Raw genomic sequence first — 20,792 nt, forward strand, 5'->3', positions numbered from 1 at the left:
GCGGCAAGCCGCCGACGGAAGACGCGGAAGCGGGAAGGGCGGGGGGAGGGCGTGGGAGGGTGCGTCATCAGTAGTCACTCCCGACCTTGGTGTTGGTGAGCATGAAGATGCGCTCCATGATCTCGTCGGCCGACATAACGCCGAACCCGATCGGGACGGTTTTGCGGGTGACCGTGTCGAAGAGGACAAGAGCGGGCGTGGCGAGCGGGACGCCCATGCGTGCGCGCTGGCCGGAGTCGACCACGTAGTTCGGGAATGTCCGGCTCGGACCGCCGTCGGTCGAGACCGCCATCACCGAGATGCGATGGCTATCTGCAACCGAGCGAAGGATCGGGGAGAATACCTCACACGCCGCACATGACTGCGCGAAGAAGTAGAACATGCCGTAGCGTTGGCCGAGGCGCGACAGGACTTGGTCACGGTCCGCAGTGCGGTTGTCGGACCAGGCCCGCTTCGCGACGGTCGAGACCGGCCGCTGCAGCGTGTAGTCGATGTCCGGGTTCTGCCAGAGGGCACGCTGCCATGTGTCCGAGAAGGTGGACGCGCGGTCGAGCTGCTCACGCTGGAAGCGGACATAGGCGATCACGTTCGCCTCTGTCGGCTCGAGGATCGCTCGCGCCTTGAGTTCGTCGAGCTGCTTGGCGATCGCTGCCATGCGCTGGCTGGCGGACTGCACGGGAGCCGCAGCCTTCGGCGCCACCGGCCTGGACTTCGGCCGATCGCAATAGAACCATTGCCCGAGCTTGCGCTCGCCGCAGTAGAAGCCATCTCCGCGATCGCCGCCGTCACCGGCGTCGGCACCGAGGTCGACAGCCTCATCGCCTACTCCAGCCTCGATCACCGGGTCCGTCCCCTCCGCCGTCTGCGCGAGGGCAGGAGCGGGGAGCGCCGGCAGGGCGGCCAGCAGAATAGCTGCAAGGTGCGTCAGGCGGCCGCGGCCGACCTTGGCCACCTTCCGGTGGTCAAGCTTCATCGTCATCATCTGAGTGCTCCCCATCGAGCTCGATCATCGCGAGGTTGAGAACCGACATCATTCGGGCGACGTCGAGCATCTTGGTGCCCTGATCCATCATCCGAACGAGGCCACGAAGGTGCATGCGGCCGTGCCGTCGCCCCGCGATCGTCGGGCGAACCCCGCTGTCGCGGCTGACCAGCCATCCCAGCGCGAGCATCCGGCGGAAGCCCGCCTCGATCTCGCGGGGATCCACCACACAATCGAACCACTGGCCGATCGTCGCCGAGACATCGCCGGCGACGGCAACACGGTTGGTCCGATGTACCCGCATGAAAATGGCCAGATCGAGAACCGACATGTTGACCATGCACGGCGCCATCCCCCCGGCCCCATCAGCGTCATTTGCTGCCATGGAGGTCATAGTAGTCCTGTATCTTTTGCTGGATGTCGGTCATCACGCTGACTTCATCGGGCAGCTTTGCTGCCTCCTGGAACTCAGCGTACACTTCGGTGAAATCCATCTTGGATAGATCGAGCCGCTGGAACTCCTCGATAGTGAAGCCTTTGCACTGTTCGTTCTTCGGCTTGCCCCAAGGCTTGCCAATCTGCTGCCGCCCCTGGACCTGCAGGATGCGGCTGAGCTTGCTGCCAAAACAGCAGTAGGCGTCCTTCGAGGTCACGCAGACGCCCAGGACCTTGTCAGAGCAATACGACCCGACTTTGTAGCAGAGGCCCTTGTCATCCTTCTCGTCGAGCTGCTTCTCCGCCGTGCTGCACAGCCACGGCGTGAGGAGCGGGACGCCCTTGCCCGAGCAGCAGTTCGAAGCGCCGAAGATCTTCTTGTTGCAGGTCTCGCGCGTACCGGAGAACACGGTCAGGGTGTTCGGGTCGAACTGCTTGCCCGCGTCCCCGATAGCGTGGAGCGCCACCAGGGCGTCCTTGAACTCGGTCGAGGCCTCCCGCTCGATCGTCTCGCAATCGCCGTTGATGCAGTAGACGTCATTTCCGCAGACATACTGGCTCCCACCCGTCGGCTGGTCGTCCGGGAGCGGGCAGCTGTAGATCCGTTGGGAAACCTGGCACGCGCCCTGCTGCGGATCATCCAGGCACTCGTCCCGGACGTAATGGCACTGCGTGTTCTGGTCGAGATCGCCGCAGTCGTTCGCCGGGGTGAGGCGCTGACAGGTGAACTGGCGTGACCATGCCCAGCAGCTCTGCGTGACGGGTTGGCCCTCGATCATCCGGGTCTCGGGACCCTCGGTGCAAACCTCAACATCTTGCGGGACGCACGACGTATCGGCCGCCAGTGCCGGACATGTGCCCTCGTTGCGGGTGACCGTGACGCTGACGGCGCCTTCCTGCTTTAGGTAGACCGTGCCCGTCGCATAGTTCGTGTGGTACGGGATCTGGCCCTGCGGGATCTCACTCGAGCAGGAATAGAGCTGCGCCTGCGTGTTGAGCGAGCCCTGCCGCTTGCAGTACCGCCGGTAGCTCTCGACGTTGTCGCCACCAGCGCCGAGATCGATCTGCGCATCGCACAGATGCTTGGTGACCGGCTCGGCGCGGCAGAGGCCAGATGCGACCTTGCTCTGCATGACCGAGTTCTTGGCGAAGCCGTTGGCCTCGTTCTGGTCCCGAATCCCGTAGTAGAAGTAGCGCGTCGTGTTGACGACGGACGGCACCATGCGACCCGAGCAGCTCTCGGTCTTCTCGACAACCTTGGAGCCTCGGTTGCAGGTCGCCTCGTAGTAGCCCTTCGACCCCGCCGGCGGGGGGAGGGGCGTGCAGGTGCCGGATCCGCCACCGAGGCTCTGGCCGTCGAGATAGGTGTCCGGATTGCCCTCGATGGCCATGCCGCGACTGGTCGCCGCCGTGATCTCGGCGTTGCTGAAGCTGGGACGAGTGCGGCCCTTGTCGGTCACGGTCCCGAACGCCTCGCTGGTGTTCGCCGTGATGTTGCCGTCGGCCACGAGCTTGTCGGGATCGTCGAAATACGCGCCTTGCGGAAGATCGTCGCCGGCGTAGCCGGGAACGTCGTTTCGCTTCGCCTCAGAAGGCATCAGCGTGTCATCGGCACGCATCGTCTTGCCGATGTTCTTGCCCTCTTCCCTGGCCTGCTCGACTGTCTGAACAGTCTGCGCAAACACGGCACCGCCGGCAGCGCATGCCAGAGACATCAGGACCGAGGCGGTGAACGCCCTCACCTAGCCGGCCTTCGCCATGTTCCGCAGCGCCACAGCGGCCACGCCGGCACCCGGGCCGCGGGCGTTGACGAACGTGTCCAGCACATAGTTGACCGAGACGTTGCCAGTCATCCGGTCATGCGGGGGGACCTGGGTCTGGCAGTTCAGGCCAGCGCACAGGTCGAAATCGCTCGACACCGCGACATAGGTCGGCACGGCCTGGACGTTGAAGGCGCGAAACAGCCGCGGATCGATGCCGACGTTGGCGAGCTGGTCCTGCTCGGTCACGACCTTCCCGAGCGCCGCGCTGAACGCCTTCATCGAGTTGTTGGGGAACCCGCGGAAGACGACGACGCCCCCCGCCTTCGCCGTGTCGGCGATGAGCTGACGAAGCGCCTTGGGCGGCATCGACAGGCTCGCGAACGCGATGAATTGCGGTGCCTCTCCCTTGGTGCCGGCGATGTTCTGCGACGCACCCTTGATGATCTCGTCGAAGTCGAAGGTGTCGCCACCGTTCATCGGGATATCTGCCTTCGCGAGGGTCACCATATTGTCGGTGCCGCCTTTGCGAAGCGCGATCGCTTCTTCCCGGAACGCGTCGCCCCGGGTCCGGACCTGCTGGACGAACGTCTCGGCGTCCTCTTTCATGGCCGCAGAGCGCTTCTTTATCGCCTCCACGTCGATGCCATCCACAGACTGCGCGAGAGCCTGGATGGCGCCGATCCCGGCGAAAGCGGCGATGAGGATCGGTAGGCGTCGCATCGCGGTTCCTTTCAGAGTACGCAGCAATTGCGCTTGCGCCACACGAGGTAGCCCATGTCCTCGCCCTGGACGGGGAAGGCCCGGCCTGCCTGCGGCGGGAAGGTCGAGGCACCCAGCGGTGAGCAGGCGAACTTGCCGCTGACCGTCGGGATCGGGTTGACCATCTGGACGCGGTACTGCTGCTTCTTAAGCACCGGCATGAGGTACTTATTGCAGAGCCCCTTCGAGCCCATCGTGCCCCAAGCCAGGCCCTCACGGTGGATCTTGAAGGCAAAGCGGGCGAGCGCGAGACGCGAGGCCTGAACGTGCCCGATCGAGGCCGGCACGTTGCCGTTGACCGGATACATCGGACCCTGACAGCCCGCGCACCAGAACAGCTGGTCGAGGGGGAGCTTCGCCGTGGCGGCGATGCAATCGCCGGCACAGGCAGCCTGTGCAATCTTGCTGGAGAAGAGGACCGCCTCCGGGTTGATGAGAGCGGTTAGGGTGTCATCCTGCCAGAGGGGATCGACCTCGGTCATGTAGGCGATGTCGAACGATGCCTGCTCGAAGCACAAGAAGTCCGTCAGGATCTCCATCCAGTAGAGGAGCGGGTAGACGTACCAGTGGACGTGCCACTTCGACGTGTTCTGTGCCTTGCCGCCGATCGCGGAGGGGCCTTCGAGATGGCCCTGGCCAATATCGAACCCCGGCGCGATTTTGAGGCCGCCGAGGTTCACGAAGCACCACGGCTTGGTCGACACGTCAGCTAGTCGAACCGGCTCCCAAAAGCCTGCGGCGATGCCGATACGCGGAACCGGGCTGCCGCAGGCGCAGACCGGCAGCGAGGGATTGTCGGTGTCGGGCCGCGTGCTCGGCCAGATCTTCAAGCCGCCAACTGAGAGCGGAAAGAGGCACGACCAGCAGACGTCGGTAATTGGATTCACGAATTTGCCCGTGCACCGCGACTGAGCCTGGGCCGGCGTCGTGAACACGGCCGCTGCCAAGACAAGCGCGAGAACGCCGGCGAAGAGACGGAGCGCCCTCACGAGCGGCCCTCCTTGCGACGCAGCCGGAACTTCACCCACGCCAGACCAGCATAGAGGCAGGCGAGATGACCCAGCGCTAAGAACAGCTCGAAACCGGTCGGACCGGCGCCCGCGCCTGCCGTGCCCGCGGAGAGGAACGACAAGAGCAGCCCGACGGCGACGAGGAGCGTGCACGCGACGCTCAGGGCGCACAGCAGGTCATGGAGGGAATACAGCGTTGCGCGCTTCGCCGCCGAGCCGGCCTGGCTGGATCGCGTGCTCACTGGCCGTCCTCCGACGCGACCGCTGCATGAAGGAATGCGTTATCCGCCCTGTTCTTCCGCACGACGTACAGCGTCGTGTAGAGGGCGGTCGTGAGAAGGAGCCCGGCGACGCATACAGGCGCGGCACGTCCAAAAAGCACCGTCAGCGGCGATATCGCGACGACGCCGAGCGCCGAGAGGACGCACAGGATCTGGAAGGTACGACGCATCGACCGGAGCACCGACGTTTCTGGTGCCGCCATCGGCGTCTTCAGGAGGTCGAGCCAAAGCGGCATCAGCTGTTTCCCTTCAGCTTGATCTCAGTGAGCTTCACGATGTTGCCCTGCTGGACCGCGACCGCGGGCGTGTGCTGGATGCCGAACTTCCCGGTGAGCCGGCCCTCCTGGTCGAAGTAGAAGCGGCGCTTGCGGGCGGTCATCTCCTCGATGGGAGAGCCGCTCACGAGGATGATCTTGGCTTTCAGGTCGGAGTAGCGCTCCGTCGCCCACGCCATCTGCGCTTTGTCGTCGCCGTCGATGAAGACCAGCGCCTGGTGCATAGTCACGAAGTCGAGCGGGTTCACCGTCTGACCGCGCCGGGCGATCAGGTTGCCCTTCTGGTCGCTCACGTCATGCTCGATCACGATCGTCGGGTCATAGGCCCACTCGCGCATCTGAACCGCAGGCGTGATGCCGTCGACCGGCTTGGGGCGACGTACCCGCGCTTCGGCGCGCCGGGCGAACTCGGCGTTCATGCGGTCGATGCCCCCCGTCGCCTGCAGCTTCTGCAGCCGTGCCTCGATCGTCGCCATGAGGTCGGGCTCGATGATCGGGAACGTCTCGCCCGAAACGCCGTGATCCTTCGCGAGCGTGCCCGACGACATGCTGAGCGAGCAGAGCAGGACGAGGCCGAGGCTCTCCACGGTGCGTCTCACAGGATCGCACTCCCGACCCCGACGATCTTGTTCGAGCAGGCGTACCCGATCGCGGCGTAGCGACTGTCGAAGCCGTCCTTATGCGGCGTGCCAACATAGTAGCACCCTTGCGGGATGACGCCCGTCGGCCCTGCAGCCAGGGGCTCCCCGAACCGCGTGAACGGCTTCATGCGCGCTACCAGCTTCCCGTTGACAAAGACTTCGGGGCCGCGATGCGCAACGACGTCGCCGGGCATGCCGTAGACGATCTTGCCGAACATCTGCTTCTTCGCGCCAAAGTGCCGGACGACCAGCGGGGCCTTCGGGGGGACGAAGAAGACGTACTCTCCGCGCTTCGGAACCGCCGTCTTGTGGATGACGAACGCCCAGTTCGGAAGAGACTCCGAGCTGTTGATGAGCAGCCCGTGGGAGTCACGCCAGTCCGCGATCGCCGTCAGGGCAGAGCCGCCGACGATGAACAATCCGAGCGCGGCCCAGCGATGTTTGTTGGGACGCCACCGCGCTACCGGCGCGCCAGAGGCCGCGACTTCACTGAGCGCCTGCGCCATCGGGGCCTCCGAAGCTGGACACGCTGGCTCCCGCCATTCCGGGGGCAGCAAAGGCAGGATCAGCCGGAGCAACAGGTGCAGGGCCGAAGGCACCTTGCTCCACGGGTGCCTGTGCCGCCGTCGGCATCGGGACCACGGGCACTGCCTGTTGGGCAGCAGCTGCCGGCACCGCGCGCATCATCTGGCTCATCTGCTCTTGGCTCGCGGGCTGCGGGCGCTTCACACCGGAGGCGTAAACGGCGCTCACAACCTCGGGCGTGATGTCGGTGACACTCTTCGAGAGGACCGCCTCCCCGACGAGGACGACCTGTCCCTTGGCACCGCGGCGCTGCAGCTCGTTGTCCAGAGACGCCATGAACTGGCGCATCTGAGCCTGGACTTGATCCGGTGGGGTCGCGCTTCGCGCTTGCGCCTGCACATAGTCGCCGACGATCCGCGACAGGTCGGCTTTGACGATCCGCTGGGGCGGCTCGCTGGTGAGGGCACGGGTGACCCACATGCCCCACACGACAAGCGCGATCATGGCCGCGAAGAGGACGAGCTGGCCAGCGGTGTAACCGGCGAAAACGGTGCGCCTTACCTTAGCGACGGGCTTTGCCGCGTCTGCGGGGGCGCCAGCCACCGCGGGCTCAGCTCGGAGGGCTTCGGTCATGTCGGTCATGCGGCTTGCTCCAGAACCTTGGCGTCGCGCGGCATCAGGGCGTGGCGCCGGAAGAAGATGATCGCGCAGGCGATGACCATGTGAGCCACGCCGAGGATCAGCTTGAAGTGATCGAGCCTGGCCGCGTCCGCGGCGATGTACCGGGTCGAGAGGTTGGCCAGGTGGTGCATCATCCCGTCGACGCTGAAGCCGCCGATCGCGAGGAAGAAGAGGACGAAGACACCCCACGTCATGAGGAGCGTCACGCTCACGAACCCGAGGCTGTGAAGCATGAAATACAGGACGAAGCCGTAGTCCGTCCTATGCGCCGGCTTCGCCGGCATCACAGCCTTGCGCTCCCGGCGCTCAAACCAGCGGTTGGGGAAAGTAGTCGCCATGACGCTCACTCCGCTGCGATGGCGAGACCGGGATCGGCGTCGCCCCACTTCTCGGGGTTGTTGGGAAAGGCCACCCGCTCGATCGCGGCATCCATTGTCAGACCCTGGCCGAGCAGCTCATGGATCGCTGCGAACGTGCGGGGCGACGACGAATAGACTGTGGCGGAGTAGGGATCGAGGACAAGCCGGCCGACGGCCAGCGTATCCGGACCCTTTATCATCACGTCGGAATACTCGACGCCATTCCGCTTGAGGGACCGCAGGAGCGCGTCCGTATAGTCGTCCATCTCGAAGCGGTCGTGCTTCTTGAAGTCCGCGATCGTCTCCGCCTTCTGCTGAAGGATGACGAACCAGTCGCTGTTCTCGAGCGCTGCGCGCGAGCCGTCCGACTTGTAATAGTCGTTGAGGCTCTGGGTCGCGGTAACGAGCGACGCGCCGTATTTGCGGCAGGTGCGTGCATAGGCCTCGATGAAGTCGGCCATCGAGCCGCCCTTCAGCATCTGCCACGCCTCGTCGAGCAGGAGCGCCTTGGGCACCGAACGGTCCTCACGGCGCATCGCCTGCGATGCCATGAACATGATCGCGGTGAGCACGACCGACCGCAGCTCCTCGCGCGAGGAGAGATCGGACAGCTCAAACACCGTGAGGTCGGCCTTCAGCTTGAACGACACCTCGCCCTCGAAGAAGCGCCCGTAGGTGCCGGTGCGGGAGAAGGGCCGCATGGCGATCGCAAGATCGGCCGCCAGTGGGTTGCCGCTCGCATCCAGCGCCTCGATCACGTCGTTGACGGATCCACCGCGCCCCTTGGCCTGCCAGACCTGGTTGATCGCGCCGTCGATCAGGCCGCGCTCGGTGTCGTTGAGCTTGTCGATGTGACGAGCCATCTGGTTCACGATGGATTTCAGCATCGCGAAGCAGTCCATGAGATAGTCGCCGTCCTCGGCGGCCATCACCGGATCGATCATCGAGAAGGGATTGATGCAGAAGCCAGACGACATCGTGAACTCGACGAAGGCCCCACCCTGGAGCTTGGCCGAGTGCTCGAAGGAGCGGCCGTCATCGATCACGACCACCTTGGCGCCGGCCCCGCAGAGGGAGGAGCAGAGCTCCTGCAGTGCGACCGACTTGCCCGACCCCGACTTTCCGAACACCGCGACATTGTGGTTGCCGGCCGTGTTCTCGAACGGGCTCCAGAAGAAGGGTTGGCCGCGGCGCCCAACCAGCATCAGATGCGGGTTGTTGCCGCCGAGGTACTCGCCCTGCAGCGGGGCCAGGCTGGCGGCGGTGGTGGTAAGCACCGTCCGCATCCGCTTCATGTTCTTGAGGTCGTAGGAAAGCCCATTTGCCATCGTCATCGGCATGGCGGCGAGCAGACCCTGGATCTGAAGGTAGCGATCGTCGAGCAGATCCCAGCCTGCTGCCCGGTACACCGACTTCAGGATGCGCTCGTTGGCGTCGCCGCGACCCTTGGGCGAGAACGACGTGACCGAGTAGAACGCCTGAACCAGCTTGCGGCCCTGCCGGAGCTCGTCCTTGACGAACTTCCACTCGGCCGACTGGTCCTTCAGCTGCGGCAGCATCCGCGCAGATTTGCTATCGGCCAGGCTCGTGGTCCGCATGAACTTCCGACCCGCGCGCAGGCCCTCGGCCTCCGCGTCGGGGAACTCGAGGCAGAGGTTCGTCGACACCGGGCAGGGCATGCGCAGCTTGTCGGCGAACATGTCGCCGATCAGCTTGGCCATGTCCCAAGGTGCCCAGCGCTGCGGGAGGTTGCGGACCGAGAAGGAGCGGACGTCGAAGACGTCCGGGTAGATCTCGCCGATCTCCGGGGCGCTATCGACCGTCTTGCCGGTCGGCCTGAACCGCTCGGTGCGGAGAAGGATGCGATCCGGCTCGATCTTGATCTCAAGGTCGTGCCGGACGGCCTGGTCCGCGATCGGGTCGAACGGGTTGTAGATTATCGCGTCATCGCCCGGCGCCGTCGTCGGCGAGGTGATGTCGTCGATCCACGCGATCAACGCCTGTGGGTCCATCGGGCGCGACTGCACGCCGATCGATTCCAGCGCCGAGATCAGGCCCTCCATGACGGAGACGATTTCCTCGCTGGAAACCCGGCTCGACTCCGGGGTGGCGTAGGAGATCGCTAGCCGATGGTTGCGCAGGCAGAAGGGGGCCGCGCTGGAAAGCGAGTTCCAGACACCGTCGAGCAGATACTCGGTGCGATGCTTCGCCATACGCTCATAGACGCCCGCGGCCGAGTAGCGCGGGAGATACCACTGGGACAGGCGCTCACTGACCCGCGGGCTCATCCAGCCGTGGAACTGCAGCGTGCCGGGGGTCGGAATGCCCTCAGACAGGAACTGCGTCATGATGTCGGCCGATTGCTCGCTCGCGCCGATCATCGGCGCTGCTTCGAGAACGAACCCCCGCGATGCACTGTTGTAGAAGATCTGGGTCTTGGGGTCGTAGCTGCGATAAGGGAGCCAGTGGACCAGCCTCGGGACGGCCGTGTCCGGACGCGCATTGTCGGGCTTCGAGCTATCGCCGAGGACGGACGACAGCAGATTGCGGACCATGCTCATTGCTGAACTCCCGGGAACGAGGTGGCGCGAAGCACTGGCAGCGGTTTGGCGTCCTGCGCGGCCGTCCGAGCTTCGGGTTCGGCACGAGCCAGTCCCGCACGGACGGCGGGATTGGCCGCAACCGCCGCGATCGCGGCCCTGCCGGCGTCGGTCGCATGCGCCGGCACGACGATTGCCGGGGCGCCAGTCGCACCCTGGCGCCCGGAAGACGCGGATGCGGTCGGGGTGCGGGCGGGCGAGGGGGTTGCGACGTTGAGGGAGGTCTTAGTGCCGGCGTTCGGGGGGGTCGCCGCGCTGATGGTTGCCCCTGCCGACGCGGGTGCCGTCGTGGCCGAGGCCGGAGCCTTGGGCACGATACGACTGACCGGCTGCCGGCGTGGCGCGGTTAGACGACGCGAGACCTGGTCTTTGATGTCCCCGATCGGGTCCGGGCTGGCGAGCTGCTGCGGCGCTGCCTGCGCACGCGCCGCCGCGACCGCCGCCGCGCTCGGCGTGCCGGGATCAACTTCGGCACCGTCGACGACGGGCGGGTCGGCCCGCTCCACCGCCGCCAGCAAGGTGTCGCCGCCGGTCGCTGCCGCTACATCCGTCGGCGTCGTCGCGACGGCGTTGCTGGCGAGGGCCTGTTCCCACCCACCTTGCTCGACCACCGCATGCACCGCGGTCTTCTCGCGCAGGCGGCCCGCCGCATCGATCTGAGCCGGGAAGACGATCCGGAGTACGCGCTCGCGCGTCCGGGCAGGGGCGGACGCGGTCTGGAAGCCGCGCCCTTCCTTCGGGGGCTCGGCATAGGGGCCGGCGGGCTGGACCATGCGATCGCCGTCCTCTCCCGAGATGAGGGCGAGCGCGCGATCGTCGATCAACGAGCTTGGCGCGCAGATCCCGTCGGGCGCGACGCAGGAGAAGCTGCCCTTCACGTTGGTGCCCATGGTGGTGCAGCCCGTCAGCGCGGCGCCGCTGGCCAGCAGGCCGGCGAGCAGAAGCCGACCGCGGCTCACGACTTGCCTCCCGCGATCCAGCTGGCGAGGACCTGCTTGGGCCGGTAACCCTCGATCATCGAGCCGTCCTCGCGGACGATGACCGGCGTGCCGCTCAGACCGTATTTGCGCGCGAACGCCTCGTTGGCATCAAGGCCACGGGTGTCGCACTTGCCGGTGTTCCGCAGCGGCTCGCCCGCATAGGCCTCGTGAAGCGCCTCCTCGCGGTTCTTGGCGCAATAGACCTGGTTTGCCAGATCGCGGCTTCCAAGAACTGATATCGGGCGCTCGACCACGCGCACATTCATCGAACGGAGCGCGTTGCTGAGCGCCTTGCAGTAGCTGCATCGAAAGTCACTGAAGACGGTGACCGTCTTGCCATTGGGGTTGCCCCAGACGATGGCGCCTTCCTTGGGGAGCGTCTGGATCGGCAGGCGCTGCAGGGGGGCAGGCGCGGATGTCTGGCGAACGCCCGCATCACGCCCCGGCGCGATTGGGAGGGCGTCCCCGCTCTCAGCTGCGGCATTCGCCTTGGCAGAGCCCCCGACGAGCATGTCGGGGTTCATCTCGAGCAGCCGGGTGGCCGTCAGGTCCTGCCGGGTCTCCATGTCGTACACGCGGCCGATGACGAGGTATCGGGCGGAGTGGTCGACATAGAAGAGGTTGCTGCCGGCGGTGACCTCGCAGAGGCCGTCGAGCTTCTCGCAGTCGACCTTCGAGACTTCGGTCTTCGGCAGCCGGGCCTTCAGGAGCTGCGCGACCTGCGTCTGGCTCGGTGAGCCCCCAGGCATGTGTTGCGCGAGCAGGGGCGCGGCCCACGCGGCACCGGCATAGCCGAGGACCGCGCTGGCGCTTACCGCGAATGCCCGGTTCCGGTGCCGCTTCAGGCTATGCAGGACCGCGGTCGCACGGCCGCCAACCGGGGCGCGCGACGCGCGCCCGTCGTCAATTCCGGACATACACACCCTCCAGGAAAACGATTTCGACGTCGACGCCGGTCGGCATCTCGATGACCGGTTGGTACTGCTCGGCCCGCTCGATCAGGTACTTGGAGACCATGTCCCCACTCTCGGAGATCCCGTTCCCGAGACCGCCTTGCGCGATGTCGCCGACCCCCAGCTGCTGGCGCTTGCCGTCGACGACGATGGCGCCGGGCTGCAGGGCGATGTTGGAATTGGCGGCGAAGCCCCGTCCGATCCCTCCAACGAGACCGGCGAGAAAGGCTTGGCTGACCAGGCCCCCCTCGCGGCTGACGACCCGACCGCGAACACCCGTCTTGCCGCCGAAGGCGATGAAGCCCTTCACCTCGGAGACGGCGTAGCGGCCACCGGGCTGGGGGCAGGTCATCTTCTGCAGCTTGACGTACACCTTCTCCGAGCTGAGTTCGCCGCGCGCCGCACCGTTGATGAGACAGCCCTGAATCTTCGTCGTCAGCAGCTTGCCGTTCTGCAGGACCGAACGGGCGGGACCGGTCACGCGCAGCACAACCGGAAGCGGATCGGTCTGGCTGTTCACGCCGGCAGCGGCATCGACCCCGACGATCACCTTCGCGGAAGCAAAGCTGTTCGGAGGCAGGTAGTTCGGGCTGTCGGTATAGACCGTGTTGCCCTTCTCGACCTTCGTTGCCGTCCCGGAGCTGGCGGTGGTGAACGACACCATCTTCACCTCGCTCATGCGTGCCGGCGGGAGATCCGGTCCGGCAGCGGGCGAGCCGGGGCGCTGGTACGTCGGCACGCCCGGGCCATACATCGCGGCCGGACCCGGAGGCGGGGCGGCGGGCACACTCGCGCGCTCGTTGATCTGGCGGCGCAGCTGCTCGTTCTCTGCCTGATAGGCACTCACGACCCGTTGCCCGTCCGAGGACATCGACTGGTTCTGGGCGCGCATGGCTTCCAGCTGCTGCGAGAGCTGCGCCACGCGGGCGTTGGTGCCGTCGACGGACTTGAGCTGGTTTTCCTGGCTCTGGAAACGGTTCTCCGAGAGCGCCATCCATTCCTGCTCGGACAGGTTCCGGTTCATCATGTCGTTGGTCGACACCTTCACCGTTTCCGACCCATTGGCGTCACTGGCGGTCGTTTTGCCGTCACCGCCGAAGATCCAGAAGCTGGATGCGAGCAAGCCCACCCCGCCGACGCCGGCCAGCAGCATGCGCTGCTTCTTTCGCGCTTCGGTGTTGCCGTCCAACTCGCTCGCGACCGGTGAAACGCCGGGGGCGTCAGCGGCCTCCGGGCCGTCGAGCGGCTTGCGGGTGCGCGAAAACATATCCTTGATGCCCATGGGTCAGTTCCCGTTCCGAGATACGAGGTAGGCGGTGGTGACCTTGCCGGGGGCGAGCTTCGGCTCGGCGATCGACACGGCCAGCGAGCTGGCGGGCGCCACGCTTGCCTCGGTGAGGGTGGTCTCCTGCGTGCCCTTGTTCTCGATGCGCAGGACGCGGCCGGTCAGATCGTCGCCACGGTACTCGGCGATCATCTGGACCTTGAGGTCACCGACATAGACCGGCCGGAGCGAGCGCTGACGCATCTCGTAGCCGTCGACGATCTTGTTGGCGTACATGGCTTGGACCAGCTCGACGGCCTTGTCCTCGCGGGTCGCGGTGGACTGCGGCCGCGCTTCGGCCATTTCCGACTTCGCGATCGCCGGGTTGGAGATGAAGACCTGAACAGCTTGGTCGCCGGCGATGCGGCAGATGAACTTGTAGACGTAGCCACGCTTGCTCGTCGCGAAGAACGAGAGCGCCGGACGGGCATAGCCTTCGGGCACCGACAGGTAGATGTCGCCGCGTACCGGCTCGTTGACGACGCTGAAATCGTCGGATGGGTTGCCCGTGTTGATCTTGGACACGGATGCGAACTCATCTTGGACGAGGCTGATGCGGGTCAGGTCCTTGGCCGAGGCGCTGCACTGCACTTGGCTGCCGTCCGAGGCCATCAAGGTCTGGTCGCCGCCCGCCGCAAAGGCCGGCGAAGCGATGAGCATGAACGAGACCGCGATCAGCACGATGCCGACGACGCGGCTCACGAGGCAGAAGTAGCGGGACACGAGAGCGGTGCCGGCAACAGCGGAGCCGACGGCATAGATGGTCGGCGTCATAGCGTCCCCCGAGTTTTCCTGACTGGTTGGACCATCCCGAAGCCGGCGAGCTTCAGGGACACGCCGGAATACTCCCAGTCGAACTGGAAGGTGCGGGTGTCGCTGGAGACGATCTTCTGCCCGACGACAGTGTTCAGGACACCCGTGACGGAGGATCGGAGGTTCTTCGGGTCGATCTCCATCGACTGGATCTGGAAGTATTGCGAGATGCTGGAGCCGCGCTGCTCGTTGACGATCTTCAGCAGGTCTGCCTTGATCTTCCCTTGGGCACGCGGAGAGACGATCTCGAGGACCGACTTCATCCAGTAGTCGAGGGTTCCTGGCGAGCGGTCGAGGGTCAGGATCGCGGTATCCCGCGTGACCATCTCAAGATACTCGCGCGAGACGCCGGCGCTGGAAAGCGTCACCGGCGATCGCAGAACGGGTTGGAGCACGATCTCGCGACTGCGGGTCGCAGAGACAAGCAGCAGCAGGCCGACGATTCCTGCCAGCACCAACGCGGCCATGCCGAGAAGATTGCGCTGGCGCAGGATCCGCTGGCTCTGCGCATGCTGATAGGAGAAATCCATGTCAGCCCACCATCAGTCGGAGGTAAGAAGGTGGCGTGGCGCGCAGCGAGGGAAAGCCGCCTGGCAGGTGCCAGTAGGCCAAGTGGATCAGCCACGAGGTCGCCCTGCCCGCCTTGGCTTTGCGGAGCGCCCACCATCCAAGAAAGGCCAGGCCAATCCCTATGATGATGTGTTGGGCAAGGATCCCCCACGTGAAGGGGATGACCATCGCTAGAAACTCATCAAGCGTCCAAAAGCCGATCAACTCAGGGTCATCGAGATGAGAGGGGATCACGTACTTGTCGGCTGCCATCACGCCACCTTCCGAACGATGCCGGCGGAGCTGCTACTCCGCCGGCATTTGGGTCAGATCGTCGCGGTGACGGTCGAGGTGACGATCGGGATACCGGTGCCGGCGCCGACGCCGACGCCGACCGGGATCGCGACCTGACCGAGGCTGAAGCGGCCCGACGCGAGACCGACGATGCCGCCCGCGAGCGACAGGACGGTGATGATCTTGCCGCCCGAACCCTCGAGGAAGCCGGTGAAGGCGTCGAGGGCGGTGTCGAACGTCGTGTCGGCGCCAGCGAAGGCCGGGCCGGCGAACATCGCCGCAGCGGCGACCAGGCCGACCGCGGTGAGAGCGGCTGTCTCGCGACGGCTGCCCTTCTGGACGAGAGTCTTCATGTCAGAGGTCTCCTTCGGATCGAGCGCATTTCAGCGCGCCCAAAGGAAGGCTGGATGGGACCGCAGCGAAGCCGCAACCGGCCTCGGCGCGGAACCATGCCGCCGCTCAAACATTTTTCACTTTTGCCCCGGTAGAGTCGTTCCGAATCGCTTCCGCGTCCACATATATGGACGCGCGTCCGCCCTGATGGACGGGTGTCCACGCCATTGGACGCGCGTCTATGTCCTTGGACGGACGTCCGAAATAATGGACGGGAGTTTTTCGAGACGAATCGTGCCCCGGCTACCTGTTCCGCTTACCGGCTTAATGCCGTAAGCTGCCGCTTCGGCGTGATCCGAATGGGCAGTTGGAAGGGGTGAAGGGTTCTTGAGCATGAACGCGGCTGAGCGATGCTTCAATCTGGACGTCTCGGAATACTATTTCCGACTGACGACCGAGAGTATCCGGCTCCATTCGAATAGAGCGTTTCGGCACTCTACTTTCCGTGAGGTAGTCGACGATCGTGCCGAAACTGCAACGGATCTACTGGACCGCTACGAAGCCGACGACATGAAGGAGCACCTCCGCATCATCCCAAGCGATGGTGACAAGGAGCTCCGGTTCTGTATTCTTGAAACTAGCGCCGCATGTATTGATGACGCCATCCCGGAATTGGAGAAGGCGCTCGGGACTTCAGTCAAGTTTGCCGATGCACTGTCTCTGGTGCTCTACGATCTTGTAGTTGAGGCAAACGCTACTGAGGTTCTTACTAAGCTGGGCCTCACCTCCGAGGAGGCCGAAAAGTACCGGGTTTGTCTTAAAAGACCCAAATCGAATGTAATTCCTTTTAAGTGATTCCGAGTGCGGAACGAGCGGATTGTTGCCGGCTGGTTAATGAGAGTGGTTGCAAAGCGATCCGGTTCGGGTATCCCTAGGAAGCACGACCGGGAGGAAGGCAGTGGGGGACCCGAAGCAAGAGGCGGCACCCTGTCCCGATGCGATGGCACCACCGGCGCCATCGCGCGGCATAGTGGATTTTATCCTCGCAAGAGCTGACGCTGACAAGATCAGCGCCCGACAGATCGGCCTTCTCGCAGGCATCACCAGAGCACGTTGCGGTAACGTACTCCACCGAGATCCGGCGAAGCGTCACCCGCTCCGGCTCGATGAAATCAACACGATCCTCGACGTCCTGAAGATCGACCGGATGGAGGCCCATCTCGCAAACGAGCTGCTCGCGGCCGATCCAGGGGCGGACGAGCGGGCCATCCTCCGTATCGTGCTGCTGGTTTCCGAGTTCGTTCGCGGCCTTCCCGCGCAGATCGTCGAGATCGTCAGTCACATCGACGGCCTCGAGCTCGAAGACATCCGCCCGGAGCATGGCAGGCGGTTGCAGACCGCTATTCTGAAGATCGTTCACACCCAGTACCGGGATCTGGCGGCGCGCCGCGAGTTTCGGATCGACCAAGAAGGCCTGTAAGGCCACCCCGCCCCGACCAGGAAGGGGCGGTCCATGGGCGAGATCGCCCAACAAGCACATTGCGAACCGCACCAAGCGCCAGATAGCCGCATCAGGCCCGCGGCGGGTTTTCCGCGCCATAGCACGAGGGCAGAGCGCACGATGCCCTCGCTCCTGCATTCTTGGGCTGGAGAGGGAAGAGGGGGGCGGATATTCGTGGTTTGACGCGGAAAACCCCAAAGGGGGGTCGAGCCTGATGACCGTGCAGGCTATGTCAACCCATCCTTGGCCACGGCTCGCTCCAATGCGGTGACATTATGCTCATGAAGCAACCCGACCTATTCGAGCTGGACAGCCCGCTGTACGCCGACCTCCAAGGCGAGCGGACGGTTGCGGAGTTTCCCTTTTTCGCTCTGTCGAAGAAGGCCCAGATGACGCCGATGGTTTTCGAGAATGGCGATGCCCGGATTGAGATCAATCCAAGCAAGACGGGCGTTGCCACGATCTACGACAAGGAAATCCTACTCTATATCGCCAGTCTCATGGCGGAGCGCATGGAAAAGGGCGAGCGCGTCGATCGCGTGATGAGCTTCACAGCCAACGACTTGTTTCGCGTTACCAGCACCAATTCGTCGGCACGTTCCTACGTTTCCCTGAAAGCCTCGCTTGCAAGGCTGCAGGGCACTCAGATCATCACGAACATCGAGACCGGAGGCGAGGGGTCGGACAGCGCATTCTCCTGGCTGCTCAAGGCAGATATTAAATACGTGAAGACGGCGGACGGCGCGCGTCGGGTGAAGCGGATCGAGGTAATGGTCTGCGACTGGCTTTACCGCGCGATTCTGGTGGATCGGCGTATCGCCGCTTATCACCATGACTTCTTCACTCTCGGACCCATCGAGCGCCGATTATACGAGCTGGCGAAGTTCAATTGCGTCGACGATGGCGGCTTCGAGATCGACATGGAGGCGCTCGCCACACGGGTTGGCTGTGCGACCGACAAACGTGGTCTGGAATACTTCAAAAAGCAGCTTCGCGAAGTCGCGGAGGACCAGCCGCTTCCAGAGTACGAAATCCGCCTGTCTGAGCAAAAGATGACGTCGCCCAAGGGTGGCAGGCCGCGGATCAAAACAATGATCCATTTTCAAAGCCGCGGAACACTGAGGCTAGTCTCGGCCAAGGCCGCCTCGTAAGTCCCTAGGACTGTCGGCCAGCCCGCCATGCTCGGTGAATACGGTCGCGGCTTTCCGCCTTGTCCGGTCAACACTCCGGCGCAGTCGCCATCGAGTTAGCCGTGTGAAAGCACGAGGACGCCCCCCGAGGGGTTTTCCGTGTGATACCACGAGTGCGGATGGCGTTTTCCGCGTGAAAGCACGAAGCGGGATGGGCTTTTCCGCGTAAAAGCACGAACTTTAGACGGGGTTTTCCCGGTGTTCGCACGAATCTGGCTGCTAGGGACCCGCGCGATCGAGCGCCATTGATAGGCGGCGGTTCCACCATCCCTGAATCGATCCAAGAAATGCGGATGGCAGCTGCAAGCCAGGCGACGTCGTCGCCAGCTTCATCACGAACAAAGGGATCAACATGACCGGATAAGAGAAACCCGGCACGAAGGCCGGGCATCCCATTGGCACTGACACACGCCGGCAAGCGTGCGCCGCCTCACATCGGTTTGTCAGATAGCCTCTCCCGATTGCTGTCGCAAGGATGCGCGTTTCGCGCCACGGAATCTTTTGCCCGCTCGCGATCCCCAGAAGGGGAGTTGGAATGGGTCAGTTCACTATCGGCTCCGCGGCGCTCAGCGCGATCGCGGGCATGCCTTTTCGTGCCAAGCCCCGTCGGTCCGGTGCACCGCACCGCACCGGGGCACCCGTGCTGCGCGATAGCATCGAGGACACGAAGCTCGACGAGGGCTTCTTTCAGCTACCGAGCCCCGGCGAGCCGGACCGGATGCTGCGCATCGCGCGCAAGACGCTGGATGCAGGGAAGCGCCTCCGGCGCGACGCCCGCGCTGGGACGCGCACGTTGTCCGCGATGGAGCGATTGTTGACCCAGCTGACGGCATCCGCAGTGCGGGTGTACGAGGAGCTCACGACCCTATGTCGGCTGAATAAAGGCCGCGTTTATCCCAGCTACGACCACTTGGAGGAGGCGACCGGCCTCGGCCGCTCGACCATCAGGCGCTCGCTCGCCATCCTCGAGGCGATCGGCTTCATCATCAGACAGCGACGCTTCACACGCGTAGAGGCCGAAGGACCTGGCCCTCGCTGGAAACAGACGTCGAACGCCTATAGGCTGCTCACCCCGAAGGGCGTGATGAGCTATCTTCCGCGCTGGCTACGCCCTGCTCCCCTGCCCGTAGATGACGAGTGGCGGCGCGAGGCGCATGCCGAAGACATCCAGCACATGCTCAAGTCGCTCTCCTGCAGCGAGTTCGCGAAGGCCACGGTTGGCGGCGATCTCGGCAAGTGGCTCGCCCGTTTGGGCGCCGCGGTCGATGAAAGGGAGCGTGAGGTTCAATCTGATCCTCAACCGCTAATAGATTCATATATCTAAGGGAGTTTCGGAGTTGGCCTAAGACGGCCAACGCGCTTGAAAGGGACGCGAGAGACCACCGATAGCCAACCCCACAACCCAGGACCCCAAGACGACAGCACAGGAGTGTCGGCTAACGCCGCCACGTGCTCCCCGATGGGAGCATGCGTTTTCTGGAGTGGCCAATCTCCGACCTCATCCCTGCTGAGATGTTGCAGCTAGGAGCGACACCGACACGTCTCAAAAGGCCGAAATCGAAGCGGTCCTGAACCCGGTACGGGCAATCTCGCCGCGCGCCTCAGAGGGCACAGGGACGCCGTTCAGCCTTGACCAATTCGCGATGATGTTGCTGACATATGCCTGGGTTTCGGCGATCCGCGGGATCATCCCGTTCCGCACACGACCCGGACCAGCATTGTACGCGGCCAAGGCGAGATGGACCTGGCCGAACTTGTCGAGCTGCTGGCGCAGGTATCGTGCCCCACCGCGCATATTCTGCGCCGGGTCGAAGCGATTGACACCGAGACCCAGCGCGGTGCCCGGCATCAGCTGAGCAAACCCGAACGCATTTTTCGGCGACACGGCAATCGGGTTGTACCCGCTCTCCCGGATAATCATCGCGTCGAACAGACCAGTCGGAATCCCGTGCTCGCACGCGATCGCACTCATCATCCCGTAATAGGCTGCCCGCCGACTCTCGGCATCGGCACCGAGGAACCCGGAGGGACGATAGGCTAGCGGCGCGCATCCCGGCGTAAACGAAACCGGAGAGACGGCCGCGTATGACCTCATCCACGCGGGGACCGCGATCGACGAAGTCGGCGCCACCACCGCCGGCGCTGGCCCACCAAAGGTCGGGGCCAGGTCTGCGGCCTGCTGCGAGGCTGCAAGCTCTTGCGCCATGCGATACTCAACATAGCGCCGGCTCAGGTCATGAACGCGGAATGCATCGGGGAGGGGAGCGGGAGAAGGGTCGGGCGACGGCTCGGCCGTTTCGGGAGGCTCCAGGGGGGCGCTCATCGAGATCAGCTGCACTTGACGGACGCCGCGCACCTTTTGCGCCAGCGCCGTCACCGGAGTAATCGCGACCGCGCCGATCAGCGCCGCTCCGATGAAATTAGCACGCATCGTAGCCTCCAAAGCTCCCTTTCGAGAAATTGGAGATCAGGACATTTCCTGTTGTCAACTGCCCCGAACGCTTTGACACTATCCCTGTTGGACCTGCCGAAAGGCTCCTCGAG

At 64.5% G+C, this 20,792-nt stretch carries 24 protein-coding genes; 4 read left to right on the plus strand and 20 right to left on the minus strand.

Features of this window, described 5'->3' with window-relative positions; all coding sequences use genetic code 11:
* Window positions 1-67: 67 nt before the first annotated feature.
* Genes MF607_RS17790 through MF607_RS17880 form a run of 19 tightly spaced genes read right to left on the minus strand, consistent with a single transcriptional unit; the run spans window position 68 to window position 15,499 of the window.
* Window positions 68-973 (minus strand): conjugal transfer protein TraF, encoded by a 906-nt coding sequence (locus MF607_RS17790; protein ID WP_431311974.1) that lies wholly within the window; start codon window positions 971-973, stop codon window positions 68-70.
* Entirely contained in the window at window positions 963-1,322 is a 360-nt protein-coding gene (locus MF607_RS17795) for a hypothetical protein (RefSeq protein ID WP_242121301.1), read from the minus strand. Before MF607_RS17795 ends, MF607_RS17790 begins: the two co-directional genes overlap by 11 nt.
* 31 nt (window positions 1,323-1,353) lie before the next feature.
* A complete protein-coding gene (locus tag MF607_RS17800; protein WP_347340896.1) occupies window positions 1,354-3,159 on the minus strand; it encodes a conjugal transfer protein TraN in 1,806 nt (601 codons plus the stop codon).
* A complete protein-coding gene (gene trbC / locus MF607_RS17805) occupies window positions 3,160-3,900 on the minus strand; it encodes a type-F conjugative transfer system pilin assembly protein TrbC (protein WP_242121395.1) in 741 nt (246 codons plus the stop codon).
* 11 nt (window positions 3,901-3,911) lie between these two features.
* Window positions 3,912-4,928 carry a conjugal transfer pilus assembly protein TraU gene (gene traU, locus MF607_RS17810; RefSeq protein ID WP_242121303.1) on the minus strand — a complete coding sequence of 339 codons (1,017 nt, stop codon included), beginning with the start codon at window positions 4,926-4,928 and terminating at the stop codon, window positions 3,912-3,914.
* Window positions 4,925-5,191: a hypothetical protein gene (locus MF607_RS17815; RefSeq protein ID WP_242121305.1), complete on the minus strand. Its 267-nt coding sequence runs from the start codon at window positions 5,189-5,191 to the stop codon at window positions 4,925-4,927. Before MF607_RS17815 ends, traU begins: the two co-directional genes overlap by 4 nt.
* Complete coding sequence (locus tag MF607_RS17820) at window positions 5,188-5,466, minus strand: hypothetical protein (RefSeq protein WP_242121307.1); 279 nt, start codon at window positions 5,464-5,466, stop codon at window positions 5,188-5,190. Before MF607_RS17820 ends, MF607_RS17815 begins: the two co-directional genes overlap by 4 nt.
* On the minus strand, window positions 5,466-6,104 hold the full coding sequence (gene traW / locus MF607_RS17825; protein WP_347340897.1) for a type-F conjugative transfer system protein TraW: 639 nt from the start codon (window positions 6,102-6,104) through the stop codon (window positions 5,466-5,468). The genes MF607_RS17820 and traW overlap by 1 nt, the downstream gene beginning before the upstream one ends.
* Window positions 6,101-6,652 carry a S26 family signal peptidase gene (locus tag MF607_RS17830; RefSeq protein WP_242121309.1) on the minus strand — a complete coding sequence of 184 codons (552 nt, stop codon included), beginning with the start codon at window positions 6,650-6,652 and terminating at the stop codon, window positions 6,101-6,103. The genes traW and MF607_RS17830 overlap by 4 nt, the downstream gene beginning before the upstream one ends.
* Window positions 6,633-7,313, minus strand: coding sequence for a TrbI F-type domain-containing protein (locus MF607_RS17835; protein ID WP_242121311.1), 681 nt, complete (start codon window positions 7,311-7,313; stop codon window positions 6,633-6,635). Before MF607_RS17835 ends, MF607_RS17830 begins: the two co-directional genes overlap by 20 nt.
* Window positions 7,310-7,690, minus strand: a complete 381-nt coding sequence (locus MF607_RS17840) for a hypothetical protein (RefSeq protein WP_242121314.1) — start codon at window positions 7,688-7,690, stop codon at window positions 7,310-7,312. The genes MF607_RS17835 and MF607_RS17840 overlap by 4 nt, the downstream gene beginning before the upstream one ends.
* Window positions 7,691-7,695: 5 nt before the next feature.
* Window positions 7,696-10,266, minus strand: coding sequence for a type IV secretion system protein TraC (gene traC / locus MF607_RS17845; protein WP_431311975.1), 2,571 nt, complete (start codon window positions 10,264-10,266; stop codon window positions 7,696-7,698).
* Between the two features lie 2 nt (window positions 10,267-10,268).
* Window positions 10,269-11,270 (minus strand): conjugal transfer protein, encoded by a 1,002-nt coding sequence (locus MF607_RS17850; RefSeq protein WP_242121318.1) that lies wholly within the window; start codon window positions 11,268-11,270, stop codon window positions 10,269-10,271.
* Window positions 11,267-12,208 carry a DsbC family protein gene (locus tag MF607_RS17855; RefSeq protein WP_242121319.1) on the minus strand — a complete coding sequence of 314 codons (942 nt, stop codon included), beginning with the start codon at window positions 12,206-12,208 and terminating at the stop codon, window positions 11,267-11,269. The genes MF607_RS17850 and MF607_RS17855 overlap by 4 nt, the downstream gene beginning before the upstream one ends.
* Window positions 12,195-13,526, minus strand: coding sequence for a TraB/VirB10 family protein (locus tag MF607_RS17860; RefSeq protein WP_242121321.1), 1,332 nt, complete (start codon window positions 13,524-13,526; stop codon window positions 12,195-12,197). Before MF607_RS17860 ends, MF607_RS17855 begins: the two co-directional genes overlap by 14 nt.
* A 3-nt stretch (window positions 13,527-13,529) precedes the next feature.
* On the minus strand, window positions 13,530-14,342 hold the full coding sequence (locus MF607_RS17865; protein WP_242121323.1) for a type-F conjugative transfer system secretin TraK: 813 nt from the start codon (window positions 14,340-14,342) through the stop codon (window positions 13,530-13,532).
* Entirely contained in the window at window positions 14,339-14,911 is a 573-nt protein-coding gene (locus tag MF607_RS17870) for a type IV conjugative transfer system protein TraE (RefSeq protein WP_242121325.1), read from the minus strand. The genes MF607_RS17865 and MF607_RS17870 overlap by 4 nt, the downstream gene beginning before the upstream one ends.
* Window position 14,912: 1 nt before the next feature.
* Entirely contained in the window at window positions 14,913-15,203 is a 291-nt protein-coding gene (traL, locus tag MF607_RS17875) for a type IV conjugative transfer system protein TraL (RefSeq protein WP_242121327.1), read from the minus strand.
* 53 nt (window positions 15,204-15,256) lie between these two features.
* Window positions 15,257-15,499: a hypothetical protein gene (locus MF607_RS17880; protein ID WP_431311976.1), complete on the minus strand. Its 243-nt coding sequence runs from the start codon at window positions 15,497-15,499 to the stop codon at window positions 15,257-15,259.
* Window positions 15,500-15,950: 451 nt separating this feature from the next.
* Between MF607_RS17880 and MF607_RS17885 the strand changes: the two genes are divergently transcribed.
* The 4 genes from MF607_RS17885 (at window position 15,951) to MF607_RS17900 (ending at window position 19,572) form a co-directional block, all read left to right on the plus strand.
* Window positions 15,951-16,412, plus strand: coding sequence for a hypothetical protein (locus tag MF607_RS17885; RefSeq protein WP_242121330.1), 462 nt, complete (start codon window positions 15,951-15,953; stop codon window positions 16,410-16,412).
* Between the two features lie 175 nt (window positions 16,413-16,587).
* Window positions 16,588-17,037 carry a hypothetical protein gene (locus MF607_RS17890; RefSeq protein WP_242121332.1) on the plus strand — a complete coding sequence of 150 codons (450 nt, stop codon included), beginning with the start codon at window positions 16,588-16,590 and terminating at the stop codon, window positions 17,035-17,037.
* Between the two features lie 302 nt (window positions 17,038-17,339).
* Window positions 17,340-18,209, plus strand: a complete 870-nt coding sequence (locus tag MF607_RS17895; RefSeq protein ID WP_242121334.1) for a replication initiator protein A — start codon at window positions 17,340-17,342, stop codon at window positions 18,207-18,209.
* Between the two features lie 574 nt (window positions 18,210-18,783).
* Window positions 18,784-19,572, plus strand: a complete 789-nt coding sequence (locus MF607_RS17900; RefSeq protein WP_242121336.1) for a helix-turn-helix domain-containing protein — start codon at window positions 18,784-18,786, stop codon at window positions 19,570-19,572.
* Window positions 19,573-19,791: 219 nt separating this feature from the next.
* Here the strand turns inward: MF607_RS17900 and MF607_RS17905 are convergent, their stop codons facing one another.
* Window positions 19,792-20,679, minus strand: a complete 888-nt coding sequence (locus MF607_RS17905; protein ID WP_242121339.1) for a lytic transglycosylase domain-containing protein — start codon at window positions 20,677-20,679, stop codon at window positions 19,792-19,794.
* Between the last annotated feature and the right edge of the window lie 113 nt (window positions 20,680-20,792).

Origin of the sequence: Sphingomonas lacusdianchii, from assembly GCF_022664395.1 — a bacterium.
GTDB lineage: Bacteria > Pseudomonadota > Alphaproteobacteria > Sphingomonadales > Sphingomonadaceae > Sphingomonas > Sphingomonas lacusdianchii.